27 protein-coding genes are annotated in these 23,118 nt (G+C 38.3%); 9 read left to right on the forward strand and 18 right to left on the reverse strand.

Annotated elements, in window-relative coordinates; translation table 11 throughout:
* Positions 1-383 precede the first annotated feature (383 nt).
* Positions 384-716, reverse strand: coding sequence for an iron-sulfur cluster biosynthesis family protein (locus U8D43_RS04620; protein WP_335869819.1), 333 nt, complete (start codon positions 714-716; stop codon positions 384-386).
* 146 nt (positions 717-862) lie between these two features.
* Between U8D43_RS04620 and U8D43_RS04625 the strand changes: the two genes are divergently transcribed.
* Positions 863-1,072, forward strand: a complete 210-nt coding sequence (locus U8D43_RS04625; protein ID WP_335869820.1) for a CDGSH iron-sulfur domain-containing protein — start codon at positions 863-865, stop codon at positions 1,070-1,072.
* A 296-nt stretch (positions 1,073-1,368) separates the two neighbouring features.
* On the opposite strand, the gene U8D43_RS04630 is transcribed toward U8D43_RS04625, so the two are convergent.
* The 4 genes from U8D43_RS04630 to U8D43_RS04645 form a co-directional block, all read right to left on the reverse strand.
* Entirely contained in the window at positions 1,369-1,509 is a 141-nt protein-coding gene (locus U8D43_RS04630; protein ID WP_335869821.1) for a hypothetical protein, read from the reverse strand.
* 152 nt (positions 1,510-1,661) lie between these two features.
* Positions 1,662-1,976 carry a hypothetical protein gene (locus tag U8D43_RS04635; RefSeq protein WP_335869822.1) on the reverse strand — a complete coding sequence of 105 codons (315 nt, stop codon included), beginning with the start codon at positions 1,974-1,976 and terminating at the stop codon, positions 1,662-1,664.
* A 481-nt stretch (positions 1,977-2,457) separates the two neighbouring features.
* Entirely contained in the window at positions 2,458-3,462 is a 1,005-nt protein-coding gene (moaA, locus tag U8D43_RS04640) for a GTP 3',8-cyclase MoaA (protein ID WP_335869823.1), read from the reverse strand.
* A gap of 103 nt (positions 3,463-3,565) precedes the next feature.
* A complete protein-coding gene (locus tag U8D43_RS04645) occupies positions 3,566-4,156 on the reverse strand; it encodes a molybdenum cofactor guanylyltransferase (RefSeq protein WP_335869824.1) in 591 nt (196 codons plus the stop codon).
* Between the two features lie 155 nt (positions 4,157-4,311).
* On the opposite strand from U8D43_RS04645, the gene U8D43_RS04650 reads away from it, so the two are divergent.
* Both U8D43_RS04650 and U8D43_RS04655 read left to right on the forward strand, forming a co-directional pair.
* Positions 4,312-5,037 (forward strand): Crp/Fnr family transcriptional regulator, encoded by a 726-nt coding sequence (locus U8D43_RS04650; protein ID WP_442893555.1) that lies wholly within the window; start codon positions 4,312-4,314, stop codon positions 5,035-5,037.
* Between the two features lie 451 nt (positions 5,038-5,488).
* Positions 5,489-6,793 (forward strand): MFS transporter, encoded by a 1,305-nt coding sequence (locus U8D43_RS04655; protein ID WP_335869826.1) that lies wholly within the window; start codon positions 5,489-5,491, stop codon positions 6,791-6,793.
* A 76-nt stretch (positions 6,794-6,869) separates the two neighbouring features.
* Here U8D43_RS04655 and mobB read toward each other — a convergent pair whose 3' ends face one another.
* Positions 6,870-7,394 (reverse strand): molybdopterin-guanine dinucleotide biosynthesis protein B, encoded by a 525-nt coding sequence (gene mobB / locus U8D43_RS04660; protein WP_335869827.1) that lies wholly within the window; start codon positions 7,392-7,394, stop codon positions 6,870-6,872.
* Between the two features lie 164 nt (positions 7,395-7,558).
* Between mobB and moaC the strand changes: the two genes are divergently transcribed.
* Positions 7,559-8,044, forward strand: coding sequence for a cyclic pyranopterin monophosphate synthase MoaC (gene moaC / locus U8D43_RS04665; RefSeq protein WP_335869828.1), 486 nt, complete (start codon positions 7,559-7,561; stop codon positions 8,042-8,044).
* A 276-nt stretch (positions 8,045-8,320) separates the two neighbouring features.
* On the opposite strand, the gene modB is transcribed toward moaC, so the two are convergent.
* The 3 genes from modB to U8D43_RS04680 are packed head-to-tail and all read right to left on the reverse strand — an operon-like array spanning position 8,321 to position 10,274.
* Positions 8,321-8,983: a molybdate ABC transporter permease subunit gene (gene modB, locus U8D43_RS04670; protein WP_335869830.1), complete on the reverse strand. Its 663-nt coding sequence runs from the start codon at positions 8,981-8,983 to the stop codon at positions 8,321-8,323.
* A gap of 8 nt (positions 8,984-8,991) precedes the next feature.
* On the reverse strand, positions 8,992-9,762 hold the full coding sequence (modA, locus tag U8D43_RS04675; protein WP_335869831.1) for a molybdate ABC transporter substrate-binding protein: 771 nt from the start codon (positions 9,760-9,762) through the stop codon (positions 8,992-8,994).
* Positions 9,759-10,274 (reverse strand): MogA/MoaB family molybdenum cofactor biosynthesis protein, encoded by a 516-nt coding sequence (locus U8D43_RS04680; protein WP_442893556.1) that lies wholly within the window; start codon positions 10,272-10,274, stop codon positions 9,759-9,761. Before U8D43_RS04680 ends, modA begins: the two co-directional genes overlap by 4 nt.
* Positions 10,275-10,469: 195 nt before the next feature.
* On the opposite strand from U8D43_RS04680, the gene U8D43_RS04685 reads away from it, so the two are divergent.
* Positions 10,470-11,003 (forward strand): hemerythrin domain-containing protein, encoded by a 534-nt coding sequence (locus tag U8D43_RS04685; RefSeq protein WP_335869833.1) that lies wholly within the window; start codon positions 10,470-10,472, stop codon positions 11,001-11,003.
* 322 nt (positions 11,004-11,325) lie between these two features.
* Here the strand turns inward: U8D43_RS04685 and moaD are convergent, their stop codons facing one another.
* The 4 genes from moaD to U8D43_RS04705 are packed head-to-tail and all read right to left on the reverse strand — an operon-like array spanning position 11,326 to position 14,352.
* The gene (gene moaD / locus U8D43_RS04690; protein ID WP_335869834.1) at positions 11,326-11,559 is read right to left on the reverse strand and encodes a molybdopterin converting factor subunit 1; all 234 of its coding nucleotides are present in this window, start codon (positions 11,557-11,559) and stop codon (positions 11,326-11,328) included.
* The gene (locus U8D43_RS04695; RefSeq protein ID WP_335869835.1) at positions 11,559-12,023 is read right to left on the reverse strand and encodes a molybdenum cofactor biosynthesis protein MoaE; all 465 of its coding nucleotides are present in this window, start codon (positions 12,021-12,023) and stop codon (positions 11,559-11,561) included. Before U8D43_RS04695 ends, moaD begins: the two co-directional genes overlap by 1 nt.
* Before the next feature lie 18 nt (positions 12,024-12,041).
* Positions 12,042-13,316, reverse strand: a complete 1,275-nt coding sequence (locus U8D43_RS04700; RefSeq protein WP_335869859.1) for a molybdopterin molybdotransferase MoeA — start codon at positions 13,314-13,316, stop codon at positions 12,042-12,044.
* Between the two features lie 22 nt (positions 13,317-13,338).
* Entirely contained in the window at positions 13,339-14,352 is a 1,014-nt protein-coding gene (locus tag U8D43_RS04705; protein ID WP_335869836.1) for a thiazole biosynthesis adenylyltransferase ThiF, read from the reverse strand.
* A gap of 152 nt (positions 14,353-14,504) precedes the next feature.
* On the opposite strand from U8D43_RS04705, the gene U8D43_RS04710 reads away from it, so the two are divergent.
* Positions 14,505-15,041, forward strand: a complete 537-nt coding sequence (locus U8D43_RS04710; RefSeq protein WP_335869837.1) for a hypothetical protein — start codon at positions 14,505-14,507, stop codon at positions 15,039-15,041.
* A 150-nt stretch (positions 15,042-15,191) separates the two neighbouring features.
* Here U8D43_RS04710 and U8D43_RS04715 read toward each other — a convergent pair whose 3' ends face one another.
* The 5 genes from U8D43_RS04715 to U8D43_RS04735 are packed head-to-tail and all read right to left on the reverse strand — an operon-like array spanning position 15,192 to position 19,805.
* A complete protein-coding gene (locus tag U8D43_RS04715) occupies positions 15,192-15,383 on the reverse strand; it encodes a hypothetical protein (protein ID WP_335869838.1) in 192 nt (63 codons plus the stop codon).
* On the reverse strand, positions 15,376-15,903 hold the full coding sequence (locus U8D43_RS04720) for a QcrA and Rieske domain-containing protein (RefSeq protein ID WP_335869839.1): 528 nt from the start codon (positions 15,901-15,903) through the stop codon (positions 15,376-15,378). Before U8D43_RS04720 ends, U8D43_RS04715 begins: the two co-directional genes overlap by 8 nt.
* Before the next feature lie 24 nt (positions 15,904-15,927).
* Positions 15,928-16,470 carry a 4Fe-4S dicluster domain-containing protein gene (locus U8D43_RS04725; RefSeq protein WP_335869840.1) on the reverse strand — a complete coding sequence of 181 codons (543 nt, stop codon included), beginning with the start codon at positions 16,468-16,470 and terminating at the stop codon, positions 15,928-15,930.
* Positions 16,471-16,503: 33 nt separating this feature from the next.
* Positions 16,504-18,627: a formate dehydrogenase subunit alpha gene (fdhF, locus tag U8D43_RS04730; RefSeq protein ID WP_335869841.1), complete on the reverse strand. Its 2,124-nt coding sequence runs from the start codon at positions 18,625-18,627 to the stop codon at positions 16,504-16,506.
* Positions 18,624-19,805, reverse strand: coding sequence for an MFS transporter (locus U8D43_RS04735; protein ID WP_335869842.1), 1,182 nt, complete (start codon positions 19,803-19,805; stop codon positions 18,624-18,626). Before U8D43_RS04735 ends, fdhF begins: the two co-directional genes overlap by 4 nt.
* A gap of 180 nt (positions 19,806-19,985) precedes the next feature.
* Here U8D43_RS04735 and U8D43_RS04740 point away from each other — a divergent pair, with 180 nt between their 5' ends.
* From U8D43_RS04740 to U8D43_RS04750, 3 genes are all read left to right on the forward strand, one after another.
* Positions 19,986-20,729, forward strand: a complete 744-nt coding sequence (locus U8D43_RS04740; protein ID WP_442893553.1) for an Mrp/NBP35 family ATP-binding protein — start codon at positions 19,986-19,988, stop codon at positions 20,727-20,729.
* Positions 20,730-20,947: 218 nt separating this feature from the next.
* Complete coding sequence (locus U8D43_RS04745; protein ID WP_335869843.1) at positions 20,948-22,057, forward strand: TIGR04053 family radical SAM/SPASM domain-containing protein; 1,110 nt, start codon at positions 20,948-20,950, stop codon at positions 22,055-22,057.
* A 258-nt stretch (positions 22,058-22,315) separates the two neighbouring features.
* Complete coding sequence (locus tag U8D43_RS04750; protein WP_335869844.1) at positions 22,316-23,011, forward strand: Crp/Fnr family transcriptional regulator; 696 nt, start codon at positions 22,316-22,318, stop codon at positions 23,009-23,011.
* The last annotated feature ends 107 nt before the right edge of the window (positions 23,012-23,118 follow it).

The raw sequence follows: 23,118 nt of genomic DNA on the forward strand, positions 1-23,118 counted from the left end.
GTAACTTCTAGATTGTCTCGAATTTAAGTCTTCCATAATCTGGCCCTTTAACAGTACAACTTATTGTCTCTTAATTGTTCTTAATCGAGTTTTCAATTCAGATGTTCTATCCTTTTCACTATAAAAAATCCCCTTTAGACAACCATGTCCAAAGGGGGAAAACGGTGCAACTTTTTTATAAAAGGTATAACTTTATTGTAAACGGTACATCTTTTTTGTGATCGATACAACTTTATTTGTAATCCACAAAAAAATGACCCTTAGTATAGTGATGTCAAAGAAACTAAGCATATGCGAAAAGCTACAATCTTTGTGAAAACAGCACAGCAGAATTGGCTCTTCTTTTCTAGCGTCAATCGCAAACCATACTAAACAAAACAATATTACGCAAAAAGTTTATTGATAAAACTCATACGACCATTTAATATTTGCCCGGGCGATTTTAAGACAAATGTATTCGCAGTTTTCGAGAAATCGATTTTAAGTGTTTCATCTAAGAAAATCATTTTTGATTTTTCTACAAGGATGGGCATAGTATTCATTTCAATCACAACGTCTTCATCTTGATCAATTTCCTCGACAAGCCAAAGTGTTGGCACGCCACTAACCACACACCCACATCCTTCTGTTTCATATTTCAATTTAAGGAAACCATCTTGGTTGGCGATTTTCTCCGTTAATTTTTCTTGTGCTAGCTTGGTAATCGTAATCTCCACCTTAATTCCCTCCTCTAGTAGATTTTTATTTTAGCATAGTTTCTTTTCCATTGTTGTTGGGACGACTTACCTACTTTCTATTGCTTTTTTTATTTCATGCCCTTACTATCAATAAAGGAACCATTTCAGAGAGAGGAGGATTGTTAATGACAAAAGTACAAATTAAAGTAAACGATAACGGATCATTCCGAGTAACTGGAGATATCGAACTTTTAGACGGACAAGGAAATCCGATTGAAACAAAGCAAGCTTTCTCGCTTTGTCGCTGTGGTCTGTCCCAAAAAATGCCTTTTTGCGATGGTGCTCATAAAGGACAGTTTCAATCGATAGTTCGTGCAGAATCAGAGGCTGAGTAAGGGAACAAGCATCTAAGGTCTCTCATCTTGATTTATGGAAACGAGACTTAAAATCGTTCATAGAAACGCTCAGGCAATTTCGCCCTGAGCGTTTCTAAACTTCAAATTAATTAATTATTCTGTAACTTCCCCCGAGAATGGAACTCCTATTATTGCAATATCCCTTAAAGGTAATTACCAAATATTCATAGAATGAAAGCGATTATTGCCCTGTTTAGAGGGATTTATTCCTCATCCTCACATCTATTAGAGAATCATGATATTCACTTATCATCAAATAAATCCTCATCACCATCTCATTCTTTTATCCCATATTTTTCTTCAAAAAATCGACCAACATTTGACTTATTTATCCCCTCTCTAACTGCTCGTTCAATAATTACGTAAAAAATATACAAACTAATACTACTCCCGATGATAATAAGAAATATTTCCACTAAAGAAACCTCCTTGATCACTCTTAATTCCATTTTGATCATACAATGTTTGTCAACCACAAATATATTAAACAGAAAAAATAAATGGACAGCAATTATCCCAAAATCCAAAGTATAAGTACCGTTATTTGCTTCGCGGTACGCAAGAATTCTTATTTTTCTTCAACTTTGTGTTCAGAATGATTAATTGATCGCTTGTTAGTATTTTCAGTATTTTTCGAGAATGTTAATGGTTCTGGTATGTGTGGCGGATTTATGGGGAGAGGCAAAGGATCGATAACAATTGCGTCTTCATTGGGTAATGGGAGTAATCCGTACTTGAATACATCATTTTCAAATTTATTCTTTTCTACATGTTGGACTTTTCCTTTTATTGTAGCGATATTTTCGCCATTTAAAAGACCGATGTAATCAAGAGAAACGAAACTGAGGATAAGTACTGAACTTAAAGTGACTTTTACTTTCAATAAACCCTCTCCTTTTCACCTAGCTATCTAATTTTTGAGAACTTTACTATACATTCGACTATTAGTTGAAGGTTCCTGTCCTTCTTCTGAATACCATTTTCATCAAGAATTCATATTTGAGGCAACCCTAGATTCAAACTTACGACGATAACAGGAAAGGTCAATTAGGAACAGATACGGTCACAATTGGAGTATCTCTCATTCAATCTAACAAAGACTTTGATGAAAAAAATTTAGCAGCTACCAAGGTAGAGTTGCTGAACTATAATCACGGTGAATCATCGAACTAAGAAAAACTAACTATATGTACGATGTGTTTTGCCTGTAACAGAAAAACGCTGTTGATATTGAAATCGACAGCGTTTTCTTATGTGAGTATTGTTGTGATTTTTCTCTTTATGAGCAGTATTTGCTTGGACGCTTGCCTCTTTAAAGGGGAACGCTACAAGTGTATATTATTTATTTCTACTCAATTTTAAACTTAACCACCAATATAAGACATTTCAATTTTCTGTTTTTGCTGACTTGCTTCTGTCCGAATTTCTGAGTAGCGATCGTCTCTTTTTTCCCAAATGTTCACAATTGCTTTAGTTAATTCATCGTCTGTTACCCCGCTTCGGATGAGCGCTTTTAAGTCTGTTCCTTCTGACGCAAATAAACAGGTGAAAAGCTTCCCATCTGTTGACAGTCTTGCTCGTGTACAAGATCCACAGAATGTTTCTGACACTGAGGAAATAAAACCCACTTCTGTGTTAGAACCTTTATACCGATAGCGTTTGGCCACTTCGCCAAAGTAATCTCGATCGACCGGTTCAAGGGGGAAGTGCTCGTGAATTATATGATAGATTTCTTTCTTGGTTATGACATCCCTTAGATTCCAGCCGTTTGAAGACCCAACATCCATGAATTCAATGAATCGTAGAATGATTCCTTCTTCTTTAAAAAACCGAACCATCGGAAGGATCTGGTCATCATTTAATCCTTTTTTCACGACCATATTTATTTTTACTTCAAGTCCTACTTCTCGTGCTTTAAAAATCCCTTTGAGGACAGCCGATACGCCTGTTCCCATATTATTTATTTGTTTAAATACTTCATCGTCTAATGAGTCTAGGCTCACATTAACTCGACTAATGCCAGCATCTTTCAGCTCTTGCGCGTACTTTGGAAGGAACACACCATTTGTGGTTAGGGCAATATCGTTTATTCCTGGTATTTGAGCCAATTGTTGAACTAAATACGGTAAGTTCTTTCGCAGTAAGGGCTCTCCACCCGTTAGTCTTATCTTTTCTACTCCCAGCGCAGCAAATTGGCGCGCCAATCGGATAATTTCTTCATAGGAAAGAATTTCTTGCTGTTTCATAAAGGGATAATCTATCCCGAAAATTTCTTTTGGCATACAATAACTGCAACGAAAATTACAGCGATCGGTGACCGAAATTCTTAAATCACGTAATGGTCGAGATAAGGTGTCTACAACGTTCATCCGTAATCGCACTCCTCGTACTTTTATTTCTTCTCACCTGCTACCATTGTAAGGGGTTCCTAGTAAGAATGTAAAACACAACTAATAAGGAACCCTTCTATGTCTACGATTTTACATAAGTTTCATAATCTTTTACAGTATTAATATTATGGAAATGGCTCCGCTCACCTATTTGATCTTCTGAAACATATTTAGCCGATAATATTGATAATAAATTCATCATTTTCAAGTCATTGTTTACAAGTTGGTCATATACTTTGCTTTGTATTGATTGATGATATAGCGCAATTAAAGGCTGTTTCTTCCCATTAATCTCTGGAATCACCGCTTCAAACTTATTATCAGCAAACTGCATCAAGCGGTGAATGATCTTTTGATCCATCAGCGGAACATCGACCGGTAGGATCATATACCAATCTGCTTCAACCGTTTGCATCGCTGTATATAGTCCGGCTAATGGTCCACACCCTTGATATTCAAAAACATCCTTCATAACTTGTATATTTATTTTTTCCTTGTAAATAGAGTAAAGAGTCGGGTTTGTCACTAAAATTGTTTGATGCACGCATTCTGCTACCGCCTTTATGGAGTGTTCATAAAAAGGTTTTCCTTGGTAGCACGCAAAACCCTTATTTGCACCGAATCGTTTGGATTCTCCACCAGCTAAGATGACACCAATCATTTTCACTTCCATTCTTTCACACAGCTTTCTTTTCTACAAGTCTTGTAAAGCTCATCCTAACATGGTAGTTTTATAGGTAGAGTGATAAATGTCACATGTCGGTATACAGAAAAGATTTCAATGCCCTAGTATTTATGTACACAAATTGCGAGAATCCAGCACTTGGAGTGATGTTCATGGGATTACCCCCTAGAATTTTAAGAGATGCCGAAATGATATCAGATGAGTTAAATCAATTATTAACCTCCATTAGCTCTTCTAGAAAAGTGAAGGCTGAGCACTTCCTCTTTCAAGAGGGAGAGGATGCATGTGAGATGTATTTAATTAAATCGGGTAATGTTCAAATAAGTAAATTAACCTCAGATGGAAAAGAGTTAAATTTGCGGATTTGTACTACAAATGATATTATCGGCGAACTTACGCTATTTACTAATAACCCTAAATATATGTTAAGCGCATTGGCACTACAAGATAGTGAAGTACTCGTGATCAAAAACGATATACTTGAAGAACACTTACTTCAAAATGCGGCGTTAACTCTTGAATTTATGAAGTGGTTGAACAATCACATGCGTAAATTCCAAACCAAAATCAGAGATTTAGTCATGAACGGAAAAAAGGGAGCTCTTTACTCCACTCTAATTCGTTTCTCTAATAGTTACGGTTTAGAAACAGAGGATGGGATCTTAATAGATATTCATTTAACCAACCAAGAGTTTGCTAAGTTCTGTTCTGCTACTCGTGAAAGTGTGAACAGAATGCTCAATGATTTAAAGAAACAAGAAGTCCTTGCTACCACTTCAGACGGAAGGATTATTATTAAAGATTTAGAGTTTTTAAAGATGGAAATTGGTTGTGATGATTGCCCGATTGAAATCTGTAATATCCATTAATTATTTTCTATACTACTTATCAGCCATCTTTCCAAAAAAGATGGTTTTTTTATGTTGCCCTTTCCTATATTGATAATGCTTTCTTTTTTCGTCACCTCTTCATTTGTGATTCCTTTTCTTACCTGCCTTGTACTGACTAGAATTAGGTTCCTCAAATGAACATTTAGTGTGATGTACTTCACACCAAAGGGGTTTTCCCTTTGGTACTATACGGCTATAAAAGATCTTATTTATTTATTTCACAAAGGCTCTTTCGTATACTTTGTGGCTGCAGCCTACAAAAATGAATGGAACCTCTCATTTTTTCATTCATCCAGTTTAAAATTAATTCGAAAAGATCCCTGATGTTTGAACTAATGTGAAAAGCAACACTTATTACGAAAACAGCCTTTACAAAAGAAGAACTTTTGAAACCTTTAATTGAATTCATTTTGATGTAGGAGGAAGTAGTATGGCGAGAATAACCGATTGGAATCCTGAAGACCCCCGCTTTTGGGAGGATGAAGGAAAAAAACATGCAAAAAGAAATCTTTGGATCTCAGTTTTTGCTCTTATGTTAAGCTTTATTGTTTGGCAAATTTGGTCTGTAACTGCCGTTAGATTAAATGATGTCGGTTTTGATTTAACTGAAAGTCAGCTCTTTACTTTGGCTGCTCTTCCAGGATTAGTTGGAGCAACACTGAGAATCTTTTTCACCTTTATGCCTGGTATTGTTGGTGGACGTAATTGGACGGTCATTAGTACCGCTGTCCTTTTAGTTCCTACGATAGGGATTGGTTTTGCCGTACAAGATCCCAATACCTCTTTTATTACGTTAGTTATTTTGGCTGCTCTTTGTGGTCTTGGTGGTGGAAACTTCTCTTCTTCTATGGCAAATATCAGCCCATTTTATCCTAAAAAAGAAAAAGGAACGGCCAACGGAATTAATGCTGGTTTAGGAAATCTAGGAGTCAGTGTTGTTCAATTCGTTACACCGATGATTATTTTCGTTCCATGGTTGGGTATGATCGTAGGTGGTGCACAAACTTTACCTGATGGAAGCGAAATTTTCATACAAAATGCAGCATTTGTCTGGGTGATCCCTATCATAATCATGACCATTCTCGCCTTTTTTGGAATGGATAATCTACCAGGAACAAAACAATCTTTCAAAGCACAATCCGCTATTTTCAAAGAAAAACATATGTGGATTATGGCTTGGTTATACACCATGTGCTTTGGTTCTTTTATTGGCTACGCAGCCGCCTTTCCATTATTGATTAAATCTGAATTTCCTGAAGCAGGAGCCGCTGGATTAGCCTTTTTAGGGCCTCTGATTGGAGCCGCATTTAGACCTGTCGGTGGATGGATCTCCGATAAATTAGGAAGTGGAGCTCTTGTGACATTTTGGGATACGATTCTAATGATGATTGCAACTGCGAGTGTGTTGTACTTCTTAAATATCGATAATTTCACAGGATTCTTAATTTCATTTTTAATACTATTTTTTGCAACCGGAATTGCAAACGGATCTACCTTCCGAATGGTTCCATTTATTTTCACAAATGAAAAAGCCAAGCTAGCTGCGCCAGTATTAGGGTTTATCGCAGCAATTGCCGCTTACGGTGCCTTCTTGATTCCGAAAGTTTTTGGTTGGTCAATTAAATCTACTGGCGGTGCCGATTTTGCTCTTTACTTATTCCTAGTCTACTATTTTATTAGCTTAGTCGTTTGTTGGTATTTTTATTCTCGAAGCAAAGCAAAGATTGATTGTTAGTAAACTAGTAGAAAAGTACACTGCCGCTGGAATTGGACAAAAAAGCCATTTGACCCTGTCAATGGCTTTTTCATTTCTATTCATCCTCTTTGATGTTCATTTTCGACTCAGTGATATATTGCCTAAACCATTGCAGAAAACGTGGGTGATCACTTCGATCAAAGTAATGAATTCCTTCTTGTGGTCTGATGTTACAATCACCGGGCAAAAGAACGCATACCACTTCATTTAATTCCTCGATTAACTTTAGATCCTGTTCATTTCTAATCAACACAATTTTAGGGTAGAGTTCGTTTTTAAAGCCCTCCACAATGACCCAATCTAACTGTATTAATTTATAAAAAGCTAGAATTCCTTGCAAATCCCAAAACTTTTTCGTTATGGACAGATTAAGCACACCCTCTCCTTCCACTCCAGAAATCACCGCTCCGGCTCGTTGATGTGTAAAGCTATCGGTTCCTTGTACAACATCCGGTACACCGTGTCCATGATGTTTACATGACCCTACCGTTAATCCTAGCTCAGTTGCTTCTTTTATCAACATCGATGAAATCGTCGTTTTTCTACTATTTTTATAACCTACAACTTGAATTATATTCAAATCAAATTAGTCTCCCTTAACCTTTTAATGAATAGCCTGTCTTATGATAAGATAAAGATAATTCATTCTTTTAGTAGGCTCTCCTACTGTGAATGACATATGTCACAACCCTACCATTTAACATCGATTATACTAAACATAATGCAAATTCAGAGGTGAATAAATTGAGTGATTTTACACATTTTAACCAGCAAGGTCGAGCGAAAATGGTCGATATTTCCGAAAAAGGGACAACGAGTCGATACGCAAAAGCTCGTTCTAGCATTTTCGTCACTGAAGAAATCTACTCCAAAATTGTGAACAACGATTTTAAAAAAGGAGATGTACTCTCAGTTGCACAAGTGGCAGGCATTATGGCGGCTAAGCAAACGTCTTCGACGATCCCGATGTGTCACCCCCTCCCTTTAAGCGGAGTAAATATCCTCTTTATATGGAAGGATTTAAAAAATTATTCCTACGAACTGATCATTGAGACAGAAGTTAAAACAAAAGGGAGTACAGGGGTAGAAATGGAGGCTTTAACTGCCGCCTCGATCACGGCTTTAACGGTCTATGATATGTGTAAAGCTGTTGACAAAGGAATGGTTATCGGTGAAACCTACCTCTTGCAAAAATCTGGAGGAAAAAGCGGAGATTATCACCGAACATAACGCTTACCTCAGTGGTTACTCTCACTGAGGTTTTATTGAATAATAGAAATGACCTTTGTGCTCAAACTCTAGGCGGCTTGCACTTTACTTAAGTCAAAGCCGTTTCCACAAATAATTTTGCTTTTCGTAGCTCTCTATAAATTGCATTAAAGATAGATTTCAGGGTTCTTTTCGTCTCATTTTTCATATAGATGACGACTAAATGAACGGTTTCCATTCATTTTCAATATAGACGGCCACAACGTTTACAAATAGAGCTTCATTCAAGTACTATTTTTACTTATCCTTCTCAATCAGTTTGATCAGCAAGAGTAAAAAGAATGACAATCCGATGCTCACCGAAACATACTGCCACGCGAGAATATTTTCTCCCGATTCAATTGCTACATAAATAGCGGTCGAGATGGTTTGTGTTTTTCCTGGAATATTTCCAGCAAACATTAACGTGGCTCCAAACTCTCCTAACGCTCTTGTAAAGCTTAAGATTACGCCCATTAGAAGTGACTTGATAGCAAGAGGCAATGACACATAATAGAATACTTTCCATTCTCCTGCGCCGTCCACTCTTGCCGCTGCTTCAATGTCAGAATTCACCCCACTCAAACCAGTTTTAGCCGCTTGATACATTAGCGGAAAAGCGACAATCGTCGCTGCGATAATCGCCGCTCCCTTTGTAAACAGTAGTGTTTGATTGAATAGGGATTGTATCCATATCCCTATAGGGCTATTCATCCCAAACATAATGAGTAGTAAAAAACCTAATACGGATGGTGGTAATACGAGTGGCAGTAAAAAAAAAGCTTCCAGAACGCTTTTTCCTCTTATTTCGCTTGATTTTAATCTATAGGCAATCAAGACTGCGACACTAAAAGTGATAATTGTTGCCGTAGTTGCAACAATTATTGAAAATTGTATGGGGAACCAAAACGATTGCGTCATAATTACACCTACCGACTTACTTCAATATTAAAGCCCTGCTTTTCAAAAATATTCAATGAGTTCTCTGTTAACAAATATTTTTGAAAATCCGTTGCTATTTCTTGCTGTTCACTTGATGTCACCACAGCTGCATAATAGTCAATTCGACTATGTGACTGCGGATCGAATTCGTGAATAACGGTAAAGTCATTCTTGTTAACTACCTCACTCTTATAAACAATAGCGGCAGTTGCTGCTCCGTGTTCGATCAATGTTAAGACATGGGTCACATCTTTTCCGTACACTAGTCTTGCTTGTAGATTCTCCCATAGATCAAAATATTCCAGTGCTTCTTTTGCGTAGAAGCCCGCAGGAACAATTGTGGGCGTTCCAATCGCTAGTTTATCATCCGAGATAACTACATCTTCAAGCGAGGAAATAGAACTCGAATTCTTTTTTGTTACTAATACGAGTTCATTCGTAAAGAGTAACTCTCCCGCATAGATTGTCTCCATTTCTTTCAGTTTATTATAGTCACTACTTGATGCAGATAGAAAACCGTCGATGGGTGCACCCTGTTCAATTTGCTTACGTAAGGCACCCGTTGAGCCAAAATTATACGTGATTTTCACCTCGGGATATTCTTCTTCAAACGCTGTTTTCACATCTAGTAAACTATCTTTTAAACTCGCAGCAGCCGAAATCGTAATTTCATTGCGTGTATTCGTACCTAAACTACAACTAGCTAAGACCCAACTAGTAAACAACAGCACAATCATTAAGCTCTTCAGTCTACTCATTTCTTATCCTTATTTAATTCCCAGATGAGATGACCCAGTTCTGGTACAATTAGCTTATCCATTGCTAAACGAACTGCACCTGTAGAACCTGGTACCGAAAAAATAACTTTATTATGAGCAACCCCTGCGATTGCTCGTGAAAGAATCGCAGCTGGACCAATGTCTTCTGTATAACTCAAAAATCGAAATAACTCTCCGAAGCCGACCATTTCTTTTTCAAGAAATGGTTTCACCACTTCAATTGTTACATCTCGTTTCGCAATCCCGGTTCCCCCGTTTAATAAGACCACTTCAATCTCATCGCTTTGTATGCCTTCTTGAATAGCTGAAGAAATAAGTGCATACTCATCTTTCACAATTTCATATACTTGGACTACATGACCATTTTTTTCAAGCATGTCTATCATGAGTCTGCCACTTTTATCATTTTCTTCTGTTCTCGTATCACTGACAGTTACTACTTGACACCTTGTTTTTCCCTGTGAATTCTTAATATGATTATGAACCATGATCTATCTCCAATTCCTTTGTATATGACTTATTTTATCATAGTGAAATTAGCGCACTTGTGAAATATATCACCGCTAAAAAAATCTTTTATCCTGTTACATAATCGTGTGATGTCCCTCACAACACGACACCATTTTTTATAGTATTTTTGACATATGAGTGATGGTTATGCTCAATTCAAGGAGGAATAATCTATAATGTCTTGTCACAATTTTATTAATTCACGAGAAGATGTTCCGTTATGTATAGCTTTACAAACGTTAAAAAATGAACATGGGCCCTTAAATGATCAAAAATTTGCTCTCTTTCAAGAAGCCAGTACCATTTTAGAGATCACTTCTGAAAAAGAGAAATTAACTAGACTACAAATGCTTCGTTCTCAGGCTTTTCTATTTTTTGAAAGTCTTGAATCTCATGCTGAAAAGGAAGAAGAATGTCTTTTTACGATGATGGCTGCCTATATTAATCGCCATGAAGGACCTCTCGCTGTAATGGAATATGAACATCATGAAGCAAAAAGATGTATGACAATGTTTTTAACTAATACGGAATCGCTCGATACAATTGTAACACTTGATGCAATTAATACTCAATGCCACCTTGTCATCGAAGCTTACCACATTTTAACTTCTCACTTTTTAAAAGAAGAACAGGTTCTTTTCCCAATGGCTGAAAACCTATTATCGGATGAAGAAAAGAATAGATTACTCGATTTTGTTCATCCATCATAAGAAAAACGCAAGTCTGCTATTGTTAGACTCTCAAAATTTTTTTCAATAGTCCTTTAATAGGGTTCTTTTCGTCTATATTGTTGCTATTTCAACTAACTTTAGATGGAATTCTCCCTATTGCCGTTGATTCCCATCAAAAAGAGGCAAAAAGATCCCCCAATACAATACTATCTCATCGTTTATTGACTGGTTCCAAAAGCAACGATTTTTGTGAAAACAGCCTAAATCAACAATAAAAAGCTCCACTGTATGAATGGCTTTCTCTCATACGGTGGAGCTTTTTTCTACTGTTGCTTGTACAATAAAATAGATGACGCTCTTATTATCCGCCACTAACGGGAGGAATTATGGCCACGATATCTCCAGATACGATCTTATCATCATCGTTTGCGTATTCTTCATTTATTGCAACCATGACATTGCGAGCACCTGATACTTGATAATGGTCTTGTAGCCAATTTTTCAGTTGAACAACACTCATGCCTTCTTCCTGTATCATGATCTCATTTTCTCCTACTTCTTCTTGAAGATGAGCAAATAATAGAACCTTTATCATTATACACCATCCTTTTCATCTGGTTCCCCGTTAGGATACCGTGTTTTCTCTCGTTGGTCTCCAATCCAGGTTTCGCCATCTTCCCAATGTTCCTTTTTCCAAATCGGAACCATTTCTTTAATTCGTTCAATGGCATATTCATTTGCTTCATATGCTACTTTTCGATGAGGAGAAGAAACGGCGATAACAACGGCGATATCAGATATGTCCAGTCGACCGATTCGGTGCGTAATCGCCATCTTTACATCGGGCCACTGCACTTTTGCTTCTTCGCCAATTTGAGCTAATTTTTTTACAGCCATCGGAACATAGGCTTGGTATTCTAAATAAACCGTCCGTTTATCTTGTGTCCATTCTCTTACTGTTCCAATGAACGTGGTGATCGCTCCTGCTTCTCTTCTCTCTACTTTCTTTATCACTTCTTTTACCTCTATCGGTGTACTTATCACTTCAAATTGTTCCAAATCAATCAGTCCTTACATTCATTTTGAGGGCAAATCAAACTTGCTTTGCCCGTCTTGATCCTCTAATAGGTGAATCGCTACTTCCCTACCCCTTTCATATCCTCTTGTTCCACCCGGAAGCTCAATGAAAACGCTGGCATAAGCTAAAGACGACACGACACTAGATTTGTCTAGTCCAGAAGGATAGGCAACTAACTTCCCCTCTTCATAAGCGATGGATCCACGAATAAATCGTGTGAAGGGATTGGGCTTTGTAAAATCGACTCCTAGATACCCCTTGACTTTCTTCAAATAAGGATTTGGATTCCCAATGTAGGTACGAATGATGGGACGAGCAAGTAATTCAAACCCTACATAACAAGCAGAAGGATTACCAGACAACCCAAATAGTAATTTCCCGTCCTTTTCAGCAACGGTTGTCACACTGCCAGGCCTCATCCCAATCTTGTTAAAAAGCACTTTAGCCTTTATTTTTTTATAAATGTCAGGTAGATAGTCATAGTCCCCCACCGACACTCCACCTGTTGTAATCAGTAAGTCAACTTCTTTCAATGCATCCTTTACTTTCTTATAACAAGTCTCTACATTATCTTCGAATTGCCCAAAGTAAATTCCTTCTCCACCTGCACGTTCTATTTGAGCTAAGGCCATATACGTATTGCTGTTTCTAATTTTCCCAGGCTGTAATGGCTCATCAATCGTTAATAACTCACTTCCAGTCGCAATGACTCCTATTTTCGGTCTTTTACCAACAGGAATCTTACTGTAGCCAAAAGTAGCAAGCAAGGCAATGATGCCAGGGTTAATAGGTGTTCCCTTTGGAACGAGAATACTGCCCTTTTTAGTTTCTTCGCCTTTAAAGGAGATATTATCCCCCTTTTTATAGGAACGGTTAATATCCACCCAATTTTGATTGTCTACCTGATAAGAACGGGCTAACTCTAACATTACAACCGCATCGCATCCTGAAGGAATTTGGGCACCTGTCATAATTCTAACTGCTTGTCCTCTTTCCACGTTCCCTTCAAATACGCTACCTGCTCCAATTTCACCAACCACCTTTAATGTGATCGGACTGGTGCTTGAAGCCGATTTCGTGTCCTCTGCGAAAACCGCAAATCCGTCATATGGTGATCGATTAAAGGAAGGAACATCATGATCTGCACGTAAGTCAGTTGCTAAGAACCTGCCAAGAGCGTTATGAATGGAAACTTCTTCTCTTTCTCCCTTTATTGCAAACATCATAACTTGTTCAATTGCTTCATGTACTTTGATGGGATTCCTTCTTTTGATCAAGCTGAACTATCTCCTCTCATTATCCAATTAATTGATAATACAGACTCTTTGCTTTTTCGATATCCTTAATTCCGTGAATAAGCGTCCGGCCATCCTTAAAAAAGACTAAGCGATAGGTTTGATATTGAAGGGATAATAAATAATCGTTTCTCTTCGTTTCTCCGACACTTCTTAGTTTTTTTTCAAGTTCTACTAAATTGATGTCTTGCTGATTCGTTCGTATTTGAACCGCTTCTCTACCACATAGTACGGTCGTTTTGGTTTGATTTTCAACTTTCAAATAGGGATAGGACGGATTTTCTCCACAAGAAGGGCAGTCGATCTTCTTTGCTTTTTCCACATTCATGGTGTAATACTGATTATTCCATAGATCAAAGGTCATGAATCCTTTTCGTAAGGCTTTTTTATCCTCGACAAGAATTTTAAATGCTTCTGTTGTTTGGTGTACTGTGACCATTTGGACGGCAGGTGAAATAATTCCTGCTGTATCACATGTCGCCCCTTGTAATGGCACTTTTTCTAACAAACAATGAAAACAAGGGGTTTCACCAGGCCATATCGTATAGCTCATTCCCGCACTTCCGACACAAGAACCATAAATCCAGGGAATCCCAAATTGATTTGCCAAATCATTGAGAATCATCCGAATGTCAAAGTTATCGGTCGAATCGAGGATGAGATCTACTCCACTTAGTAACGGAGGCAGCGACTGAGCGGTTGCATCCATTACTAAGGCTTCAATGTCTACATTTGAATTCACTTCACGTAATCGGCGTTTCGCTGCAACCACTTTAGGTAATTGCAGTCGTGCATCATCTTCTGTATATAACTGTTGTCGTTGCAGATTACTCCATTCCACATAATCTCGATCGATAATGGTGAGTTTTCCAACCCCTGCTCGTACAAGGATTTCTGCATTTGAAGTTCCAAGCGCACCAGCACCTAATATAAGCACGTGTTTTTTTATTAAATTGGCTTGGCCCATTGTTCCTATTGGTTTAAAAAGGATTTGCCTTGAATAACGTTCATTCAATGAAACTCTTCCTCTCTATTAAATTGATATTTTGATAGCAATCAGAGTAATGTACATCACACCCCGATAGAATTGATACTCTTATAATAAAGAGTAAACAAGCAGTGTGTAGTGATAAAGTTCACAACCTATTTACCAGGAGGGATTTTTCCATGTTTTCAGTTCATTTAGATGTACCATCATCTTCATTCATTGAGGATTCATTAATCAATCAAAAGTTCATCAAAAAAAAGAATCAATATGTGTTAAATGAAAAAAGTACAATTCTTATTAACGCTATCATTGATTCTTCTCGTTGTAAATTAACGTTGGAATTTTCTCCCCAATTGAACCTAGAACAATATGCGAGAATTCACCAAGTTCTTTCAAATTTGATTGAAGACTTGAGCGCAGTTTATGATGACACTAACAGTCTGTTAGGATATTTAAAAAATGGGGAAGGTGCCTATATCCTTACCAATTGGCACAAGTGGATCGACTTTTTACAACAAGCCAAACTGAAGACTTTAGAAGGAAAGAAAGTAAGAATCCTTGATGAAAATCAACTAGAGCTGGCAACTGGCCTGTTTGTCGGTTATCAAAAGAATGAGAACAGTGCTGTGATATCGAAATGTACGGTGATTACGCTCTTTGGAGAACGAACCTTTAAAGGGACTTCATTAACCATCGAAGCGACAAATGAGTGGTAAAATGATCACTCTAGTTTTTTATGAGTCACAAAAAGGAGCGTGTTGGAAAGAGATTCACAATCTCTATCCGACACGCTCCTTTCAGCCTTAATTTATGGATCTTTTCGTATACATTATTACTATTAACCCTATCATTTTGAGAAAACAGTTTTATTTATACTCTTGTTTTCTCCAACCCAAGAAGGCGATAAAACAAACGATTGATGCCACAACACTTACACTAGTATACACCCATACATGCTCGTACTCTTCTCCAAAATACGCTTCAATGGTCCATTGAAGCATCACTACATTGACGGCAAGCGTAAGAAAAATAAGAAGCCAATAGCCTTTCTTACCCATGTCGTACCATCCTTCCGACCGCATAAACAGACCCATCTTTTACTTCTATTGCAATCATTGGTAATTCCCTTTGCGGTGGACCCGCCATCGGGTGACCACTTTCTACGCTAAAAAAGCCACGATGACATGGACACAGCAGAACTGACTCTTCTTTTTCATAAAAAACAGGACATTGTAAATGCGTACATTTGCTGTTATACGCTTTCAACTCCCCCTCTTTTGTATGAACTAAGATAGCGGGTTCATCCTCGGTTGGGTAATTGAAGTTTTTCGAACTATCTTTTGGAATTTCTGATAGTCTGCCAATATATTTCCGATTAACCTCTTCCTCTTTTTCGCTTAATGCCAAAGCAGAGAAAGGAATCGTTGCTAAACCGATGGTAATAGAAGCCCCAACAGCTGATTTCAAAAAGGATCGCCGATTAAATTTGAGGTCTTCATCCCGGTTCAGGTTATCTATTAAATTAATCATATCTCCATTGGTCTGTTTCTGGTCTTTTTTGACTTTTTCCTTCGACATGAGGATACTCTTCCTTTCTTTTCTTTAATCCGTATAAACACCAAAGAATTCCGGGACGAAATCCCATTTGTTTCCTTCTTGTGGTTTTTTCCCCTCTACTAAATTCATTTGCGCACGCTTGCGACGCAATTGCTGCATTTCGTCAAAATCAATAAAGCGGATCGCATCACTTGGACATACCGATGCACACATTGGTGCGATGTCAAACTTGGAACGGTCATAGCACATGTCACATTTGTACATTTTATTTTCTTCAAAATCAAACTTAGGAATTCCGAATGGACAGCCAAATGTACAGTTCCGGCAGCCGATACATTTTTCTTCCATCGCCGATAGTACGACACCTTCTTCAGTTATTTGGATAGCGTTCGCTGGACATACCCTCGCACATGCAGGGTCTTTACATTGCATACACAACATCGGATATGTTTGCCGACTTTCGGTAAAGTCAATGTATTCAACATAGTTACGCTCTTTTGCATCATGATCTCCGCATTCACGACAGGCTGCTTGACACGCTCGACAACCAATGCATCTTTCAAATTCTAAGTACATTATTTTATTCATGATTATTTCTCCCTCCTATTTAACGGTTCACTCCTAGATTTTTTCGAGTTTAAGTGAGCATACCTTAAACTCTGGCATTCTAGACATCGGATCGAGACAATCACTTGTTAATTGATTGACCGCTAACTCTTCTCCCCAATGATAAGGAACAAATACCGTATCTCTTCGAATGGCCTTCGTAATCTTCGTTTTAACAATCATATGAGATCTTGGGGTTGTTAACTTGACGAGCTCTCCGTCCTGTAGTCGGTACTGACTAGCTAGTGCTGGATGCATTTCTGCGAATGGTTCTGGGCACTGCTCCATGAGAAAATCGACTCTTCTTGTTTGATTTCCTGTCAAATAATGAAACACAACACGACCTGTCGTTAAAAACAAGGGAAACTCTTTTGTAGGTACTTCTCCTGCTTCTTTCCACTCCACTGCTGCCAAATTTGCTTTTCCATCCGGTGTTCCAAAGGATTCGATAAACATCGTCGGTGTACCAGGATGATCTTCAGATGGACAAGGCCAGAATACCCCATCTTCTTTGTCAATTCGATCCCATGTAATCCCGTAATAATCTGCTTTTCCACCTTTTGTTGCAATGCGTAACTCTTCATAAATATCGCTTGCATTTTCATAGGGAAAATACTTGCCTCTTTCCATTCTATCTGCGATCATTTGGAATATTTTCCAATCCGGTTGTGACTCACCAAGAGGTTCACTTACTTTGCGGATTCGAATCACACGACCTTCTAAGTTGGTCGTTGTCCCTTCATCTTCTGCCCAGCTCGTCGCAGGTAGCACGACATCGGCAAATTGCGCGGTTTCTGATAAAAAGAAATCACTAACCACTAGAAAGTCTAACTTTCTAAATCCGTTCCAAATATGTTCAAGATTGGGTGCGGATACAGCCGGGTTGCTACAAATGACATGCATACCACGAATGGCTCCTTTTTGAATTTCATCAAACATTTCATATGCGGATACCCCTGGGGCTGGCATTTCACTTGGATCGATTCCCCACACGCTGGAAATATAGTCAACAGCTGCAGGATCAGTTAATTTCCGATAGCCTGGTAGTAAGTCTGACTTTTGCCCATGCTCTCTTCCTCCTTGACCATTTCCTTGACCCGTGAATGTAGCAACACCTGAAGCGAACTTCCCAATCTGGCCTCGTAGTAATGCCATAGATGTATACAGCGAAACATTATCGACCCCTTTGGATTGTTGTTCCACTCCTCGTGCAAACATGACAACGGACCGAGGCGACATGCCATATATATGAGCAGCTTTAATAATTTTTTCTACTGAAACGCCTGTAATCTCCGATGTATAGGCTGGAGTGAATTTTTCCACATTTTGCTTCAATTCTTCAAAATTATTGCACCTCTTCTCCACATACTCTTGATCTACATATCCTTCTTTTATAATGATATGTAGCATCCCGTTTGCTAACGCAGAATCTGTCCCTGGTTTTAAATCTAGATGAACATCAGCTACTCTGGCGGTTGGTGTTTCACGCGGATCGACAACGATTAATTTCGCCCCTTTATCCTTCGCTTTCCAAAGCCATTGGATACTCGTTGGGTGACATTCCGCAGTATTCGACCCTGCGATAAAAAAACAATCCGTATGTTCTAGTTCTGGCCACGGTAAAGTGGAACCTCTGTCCATTCCTAATGTTTTTAAGAATCCCCCTGCTGCAGAACTCATGCAAAAGCGACCGTTATAATCAATAAATCTTGTGCCAAGCGCGACTCTTGCGTATTTTCCTACTAAATAACATTTTTCATTGGTCATTGAGACTCCACCAAAAACGGACAGTGCATCTTTCCCACTTTCTGCTTGTAGCTTTTTAAAATTCTTTTCAATTAAGTCGAGTGCTTCTTCCCAAGATGACTCTACAAATTCACCATTCTTCTTGATTAGTGGTTTTAATATTCGATCCTCATGATCAATCGTTTGATAGGCTGTAACGCCTTTCGGACACATTTTCCCCTTAGTAACCGGCCAATCATAGCGAGGCTCTACTCCCACAACTTTTCCTGACTTTTCATTCACTCGTATATGCATACCACATTGCATGCCACAATAACAGCAATGAGTAGTGATTAGCTTTTCTCCTGGTTTATGAAGGTTTTTGACACCTTCTTTTGCGATAAATTGACTCATTTTTTGGTTCCTCCCACTTCTTTGTACTTTTCTATCTCTTTTTGAACATGTTCAGGAAATTCATAGTAATCTTCGGTTCTTTTCTTGCTAAAGCCCGATAGATGCATACCATTTATCGTAGAGATTGGTTTCTCTTTTTCATTTACCTTCGATGGTAAATTGAGTTGTTTCATCACCCGAATTCTCCTGCGGCAGGCTGGGCAATAATCAGATAAATAACTTCCATCGGAAAGCTGTAAATCGAACTGCTGCGCAGCCAAAATTTCCTGCACATCTAATATTTGGTCATCCGAACTATACGTAGTTCCACATTGTTTACAAGGCTTTGTATCCACTTGCCATTCTTCTTGATAATCCATCGGCACCGCTGTGGCTAGTGGTCTTATCGGTAAATGATACAGTTTCCCAAATGGGAAGTAGACTAATAGAACAACCACTGTAACTTGATGGATTAGTGTCATATAATGATGCATCCATCCATCTAGCAATACATAGGATACGGTTAATAGGAGTCCGGTTACCGTAACCGCTAATAAGATATATAAAGGAAATAAGTCAAATTCAGCACGTTGGGTGACTTTGACATCTTGGTTTACGATACGCCTCGTTAAGGCCATACTAACACCAACTAGCACCATTGTTGCAGTAATATTTAATCCGTTATAGACCATTTCTGCAAACAATCCGTGAGCGGCCATAGTGATCGTTTCTATTCCCATGACGACAATGACATATGTCTCTGGATCTACTAGCTCAAAGTGCATCCAACCAAAGGTAAGTCCAAACGTAATGGCGAATGAACCGATGCATCCCCAAGCAATTAGGAAATGTTGGACTCCCCGATACATGCCTCTTTTAAAAATAAATTTTTGTAGAAAAATATTTTCAAAGGCTGTTTTTCCAATGGAAATCAAATTTCGTTTTTTTCGACTTCTTTGTGTTAAATTGTGAAGACTTCTTTTAATTACCTGTTTGGTAGCCGGTCGCAATAACCACGAACTCATTCTGATTGTTAATCCAACCGCAAAAATAAGGGAAGCAATGAGATACCCCATTAATGCCATGTCAAAATGTGAAAACTGTTCAGTCCCAATCCAAGTCGTTAGCAAGAGAAACAAGATGATAAAAAAGGCTTTTTTGCTCGTTTTAGAATAGAATGAGCGCTCTAATGGTTTCATAATTCCGAAACACCCCCATGTGACTTTTTATACACCACGACAATTCTATCTTTGGTAGATTTTTAATAAGTTGCTGGTGTATCAACTCCATTCATTGTAATGAAACTCTTCCATCTATAGTGTGAAGTACATCACATCGAATGAGACATCATCGCAAAATTTAATAAAGAGGTGTTATTTATGTTATCAAGTCACGTCATCGCAGTAACCAGTGGAAAAGGCGGAGTAGGTAAATCGACCGTATCAGTAAATCTTGCTATCGCTCTTGCACGACAAGGAAAAAGTGTAGCTCTTATTGACCTAGATATCTACGGATTTAGCATACCTAAAATTATGAATCTCACTAATCGTCCCAAAACTTTTAATGGAAAAATTATTCCGATTGAGTCTCATGGAGTGAAGGTAATGTCGATGGGATTTTTAATAAAGGATAATGAACCAGTTATTTGGAGAGGGCCTATGCTAGGGAAAATGGTCGAACATTTTAGCAAGGATGTTATGTGGGGGAAATTGGACTATTGTATATTAGATATGCCTCCTGGTACCGGGGATATCGCACTAGATATGCACCACTATATTCCTCAAAGTAAAGAGATAATCGTGACAACCCCACATGCAACGGCTGCGTTAGTTGCAGAAAGAGCGGGCACAATGGCCATTAAAGCCAAGCATGAAATTCTTGGCGTAGTAGAAAACATGGCTTACTTTCAACCAATAGATAGTGATAAGAAGTATTATTTATTCGGAAAAGATGGAGGTCGCCTTTTAGCAGATGAATTAGGTACGAACGTATTAGCTCAAATACCAATTGAAGAAGCCTCTCATTCATCGGAGACACCAAGTATTTATGAAGAGAGTTCAGAATTATTCAATCATTATGAAAATTTAGCTATCAAAATTGATACTTTCGTAAATGAACGCTAATCAGATTAGAAGAGAGGCAGAGAGAAATACTCTAGTAAATTGCCCCATTCTTCTTCCTTATTGATCGCAGGCAATGGAAAAAGTTTCTCTTACACTCCCTACTATTTGGGCATAATAGACTCATCCTGTCGTTTTCCAATTAGCTATGTGATGTAGTTCACTTACAACTCTCTCGTATTTTTTTACTATAGACATAATCTAGTCTAGGAGGGTTTAGAATGATTGACCGTGATTTTAACGAAAACCCATTTATTGTGATTTGGGAATTAACGAGAGCCTGCGAATTGCATTGTCTTCATTGTCGTGCAGAGGCACAATATAAGCGTCACCCACTTGAACTTAACTTTGAAGAAGGAAAAAAATTAATCGATTCAATATTCGAAATGGATAATCCACTCCTAGTCTTCACTGGTGGAGACCCTTTAATGAGACCTGATGTCTATGATATCGCCTCCTATGCCATCCAAAAAGGGGTTCGCGTATCGATGACGCCGAGTGCCACTCCTAACGTGACAAAAGAGGCCATTCAAAAAGCGAAAGAAATTGGGCTATCAAGATGGGCCTTTAGCTTAGATGGACCAACAGCTGAAATACATGATCATTTTAGAGGCACTTCCGGTTCATTTGATTTAACTATGAATGCCATTGAATATATTCATGAACTTAAGCTTCCACTACAGATCAACACCGTCATATCACGCTACAACGTGGACGTTTTAGATGAAATGGCAGCCCTCATTGAGAAGCTCGACTGTGTTCTTTGGAGCGTGTTTTTCCTTGTCCCTATCGGACGGGGCAAAGAAACGGATATGATTTCACCTGTTCAACATGAAAAAGTTTTCCGTTGGCTCAACCAATTAAGCCAACGCGTCCCATTTGATATAAAAACAACTGCCGCTCAGCACTATCGACGCGTTGTTCTTCAGGATAAGATGCGCAAAAATATAGACCAAAACAAAAGGATTCAATATGAGGATACGTTACATTCTGGTAAAACCGGTCAGATTGATGGTCTAGGTCGTGCCCCTCGAGGAGTAAATGACGGAAATGGGTTCGTGTTTATTTCTCATATCGGGGACGTCTACCCTAGCGGGCTTCTCCCTATTAAAGTAGGGAATGTAAGGGAAACCGCACTACCGGAAATTTATCGTCATTCACCGATTCTAAAACAATTGCGAAATCCTGACTCCTACAAAGGGAAATGTGGGAAATGTGAGTTTCGCAACGTCTGTGGGGGATCTAGGTCGAGAGCCTATGCCCTAACAGGAGATTATTTAGAAAGTGAACCGGCGTGTGTGTATGTCCCAAAAGCTCTCCGCAAAATCTAAGTGATTTTGTCCCAAAAATTAGGAAAGATGACCCGAAATCGATCTTTTTAGCATATAGATGTTGCTGTGAAAAGCTCCTTTCGTATACATTGTGACTATTTCATCTAATTTTAGATGGAAGACCTCATTTTGTTGTTGATTTCCATCTAAAATAGACGAAATGATGCCTCGAAACAATGTGATATCAAAGTTAGTATACTAACGAAAAGCCACAAACTTTGTGAAAACAGTCTTACTATAAGAAAGGATGGTATTGTAATGAGATGGAATGATATCCAGGCCCATTTTCAAGCAGTACCTTTGTTTAAAGAACTCTCAACCGAAGAACTAATACCCTTTGTCGATATTTCGATCACAAGAACCTTTAACCCAAAATCACTTGTTTTTATGCAAGAAGATGTACTCGACCGGGTTTTCTTTATTCATTCTGGAAAAGTAAAAATTTACCGAAATGATGCGGCGGGCAAAGAACAGATTGTATCCGTTCTCCAAGCCGGTGAAATGTTTCCACATGCGGGTTTTTTTCGAAAAGGAACGTTTCCAGCAAATGCTGAAATCATTGAAACGGCTCAACTAATCGTCATGCCGATTGTCGATTTTGAAAAAGTATTAATCAAAAACCCGGAACTTTGCATTAAAATCTTTAAAGTTCTCGGAGAAAAAATCGTGGATCTTCAAAATCGCTTAGAAGAAAAAATTCTTCATAATACGTATGAACAAATCATTATGCTTTTGATTCGGTTATCAAAATCGAATGGTACGCTATGCAGTGTAAACCTTTATAAAATCACCACAAACTTTACCAATCGTGAGCTCGCTAATATGATTGGAACAACGAGAGAAACCGTGAGTCGAACCTTAAATACTCTACGAAAAAAGAAACTGATCGAACTTGATAAACAAGGATGCTATATAATCAATCTTGAAAAATTACAAAATGAGCTTCTTTATTAATGGCTCTTTTCGCATACTTTGTTGCTGTAGCATACAAAAAAGGATGGAAACACTCTTTTCTTTCCTCATTTCGAGTTAAAAATGATGTGAAAAGATGACCCGAAACC

The organism is Bacillus sp. 2205SS5-2, from assembly GCF_037024155.1.
Lineage (GTDB): Bacteria > Bacillota > Bacilli > Bacillales > Bacillaceae_K > Bacillus_CI.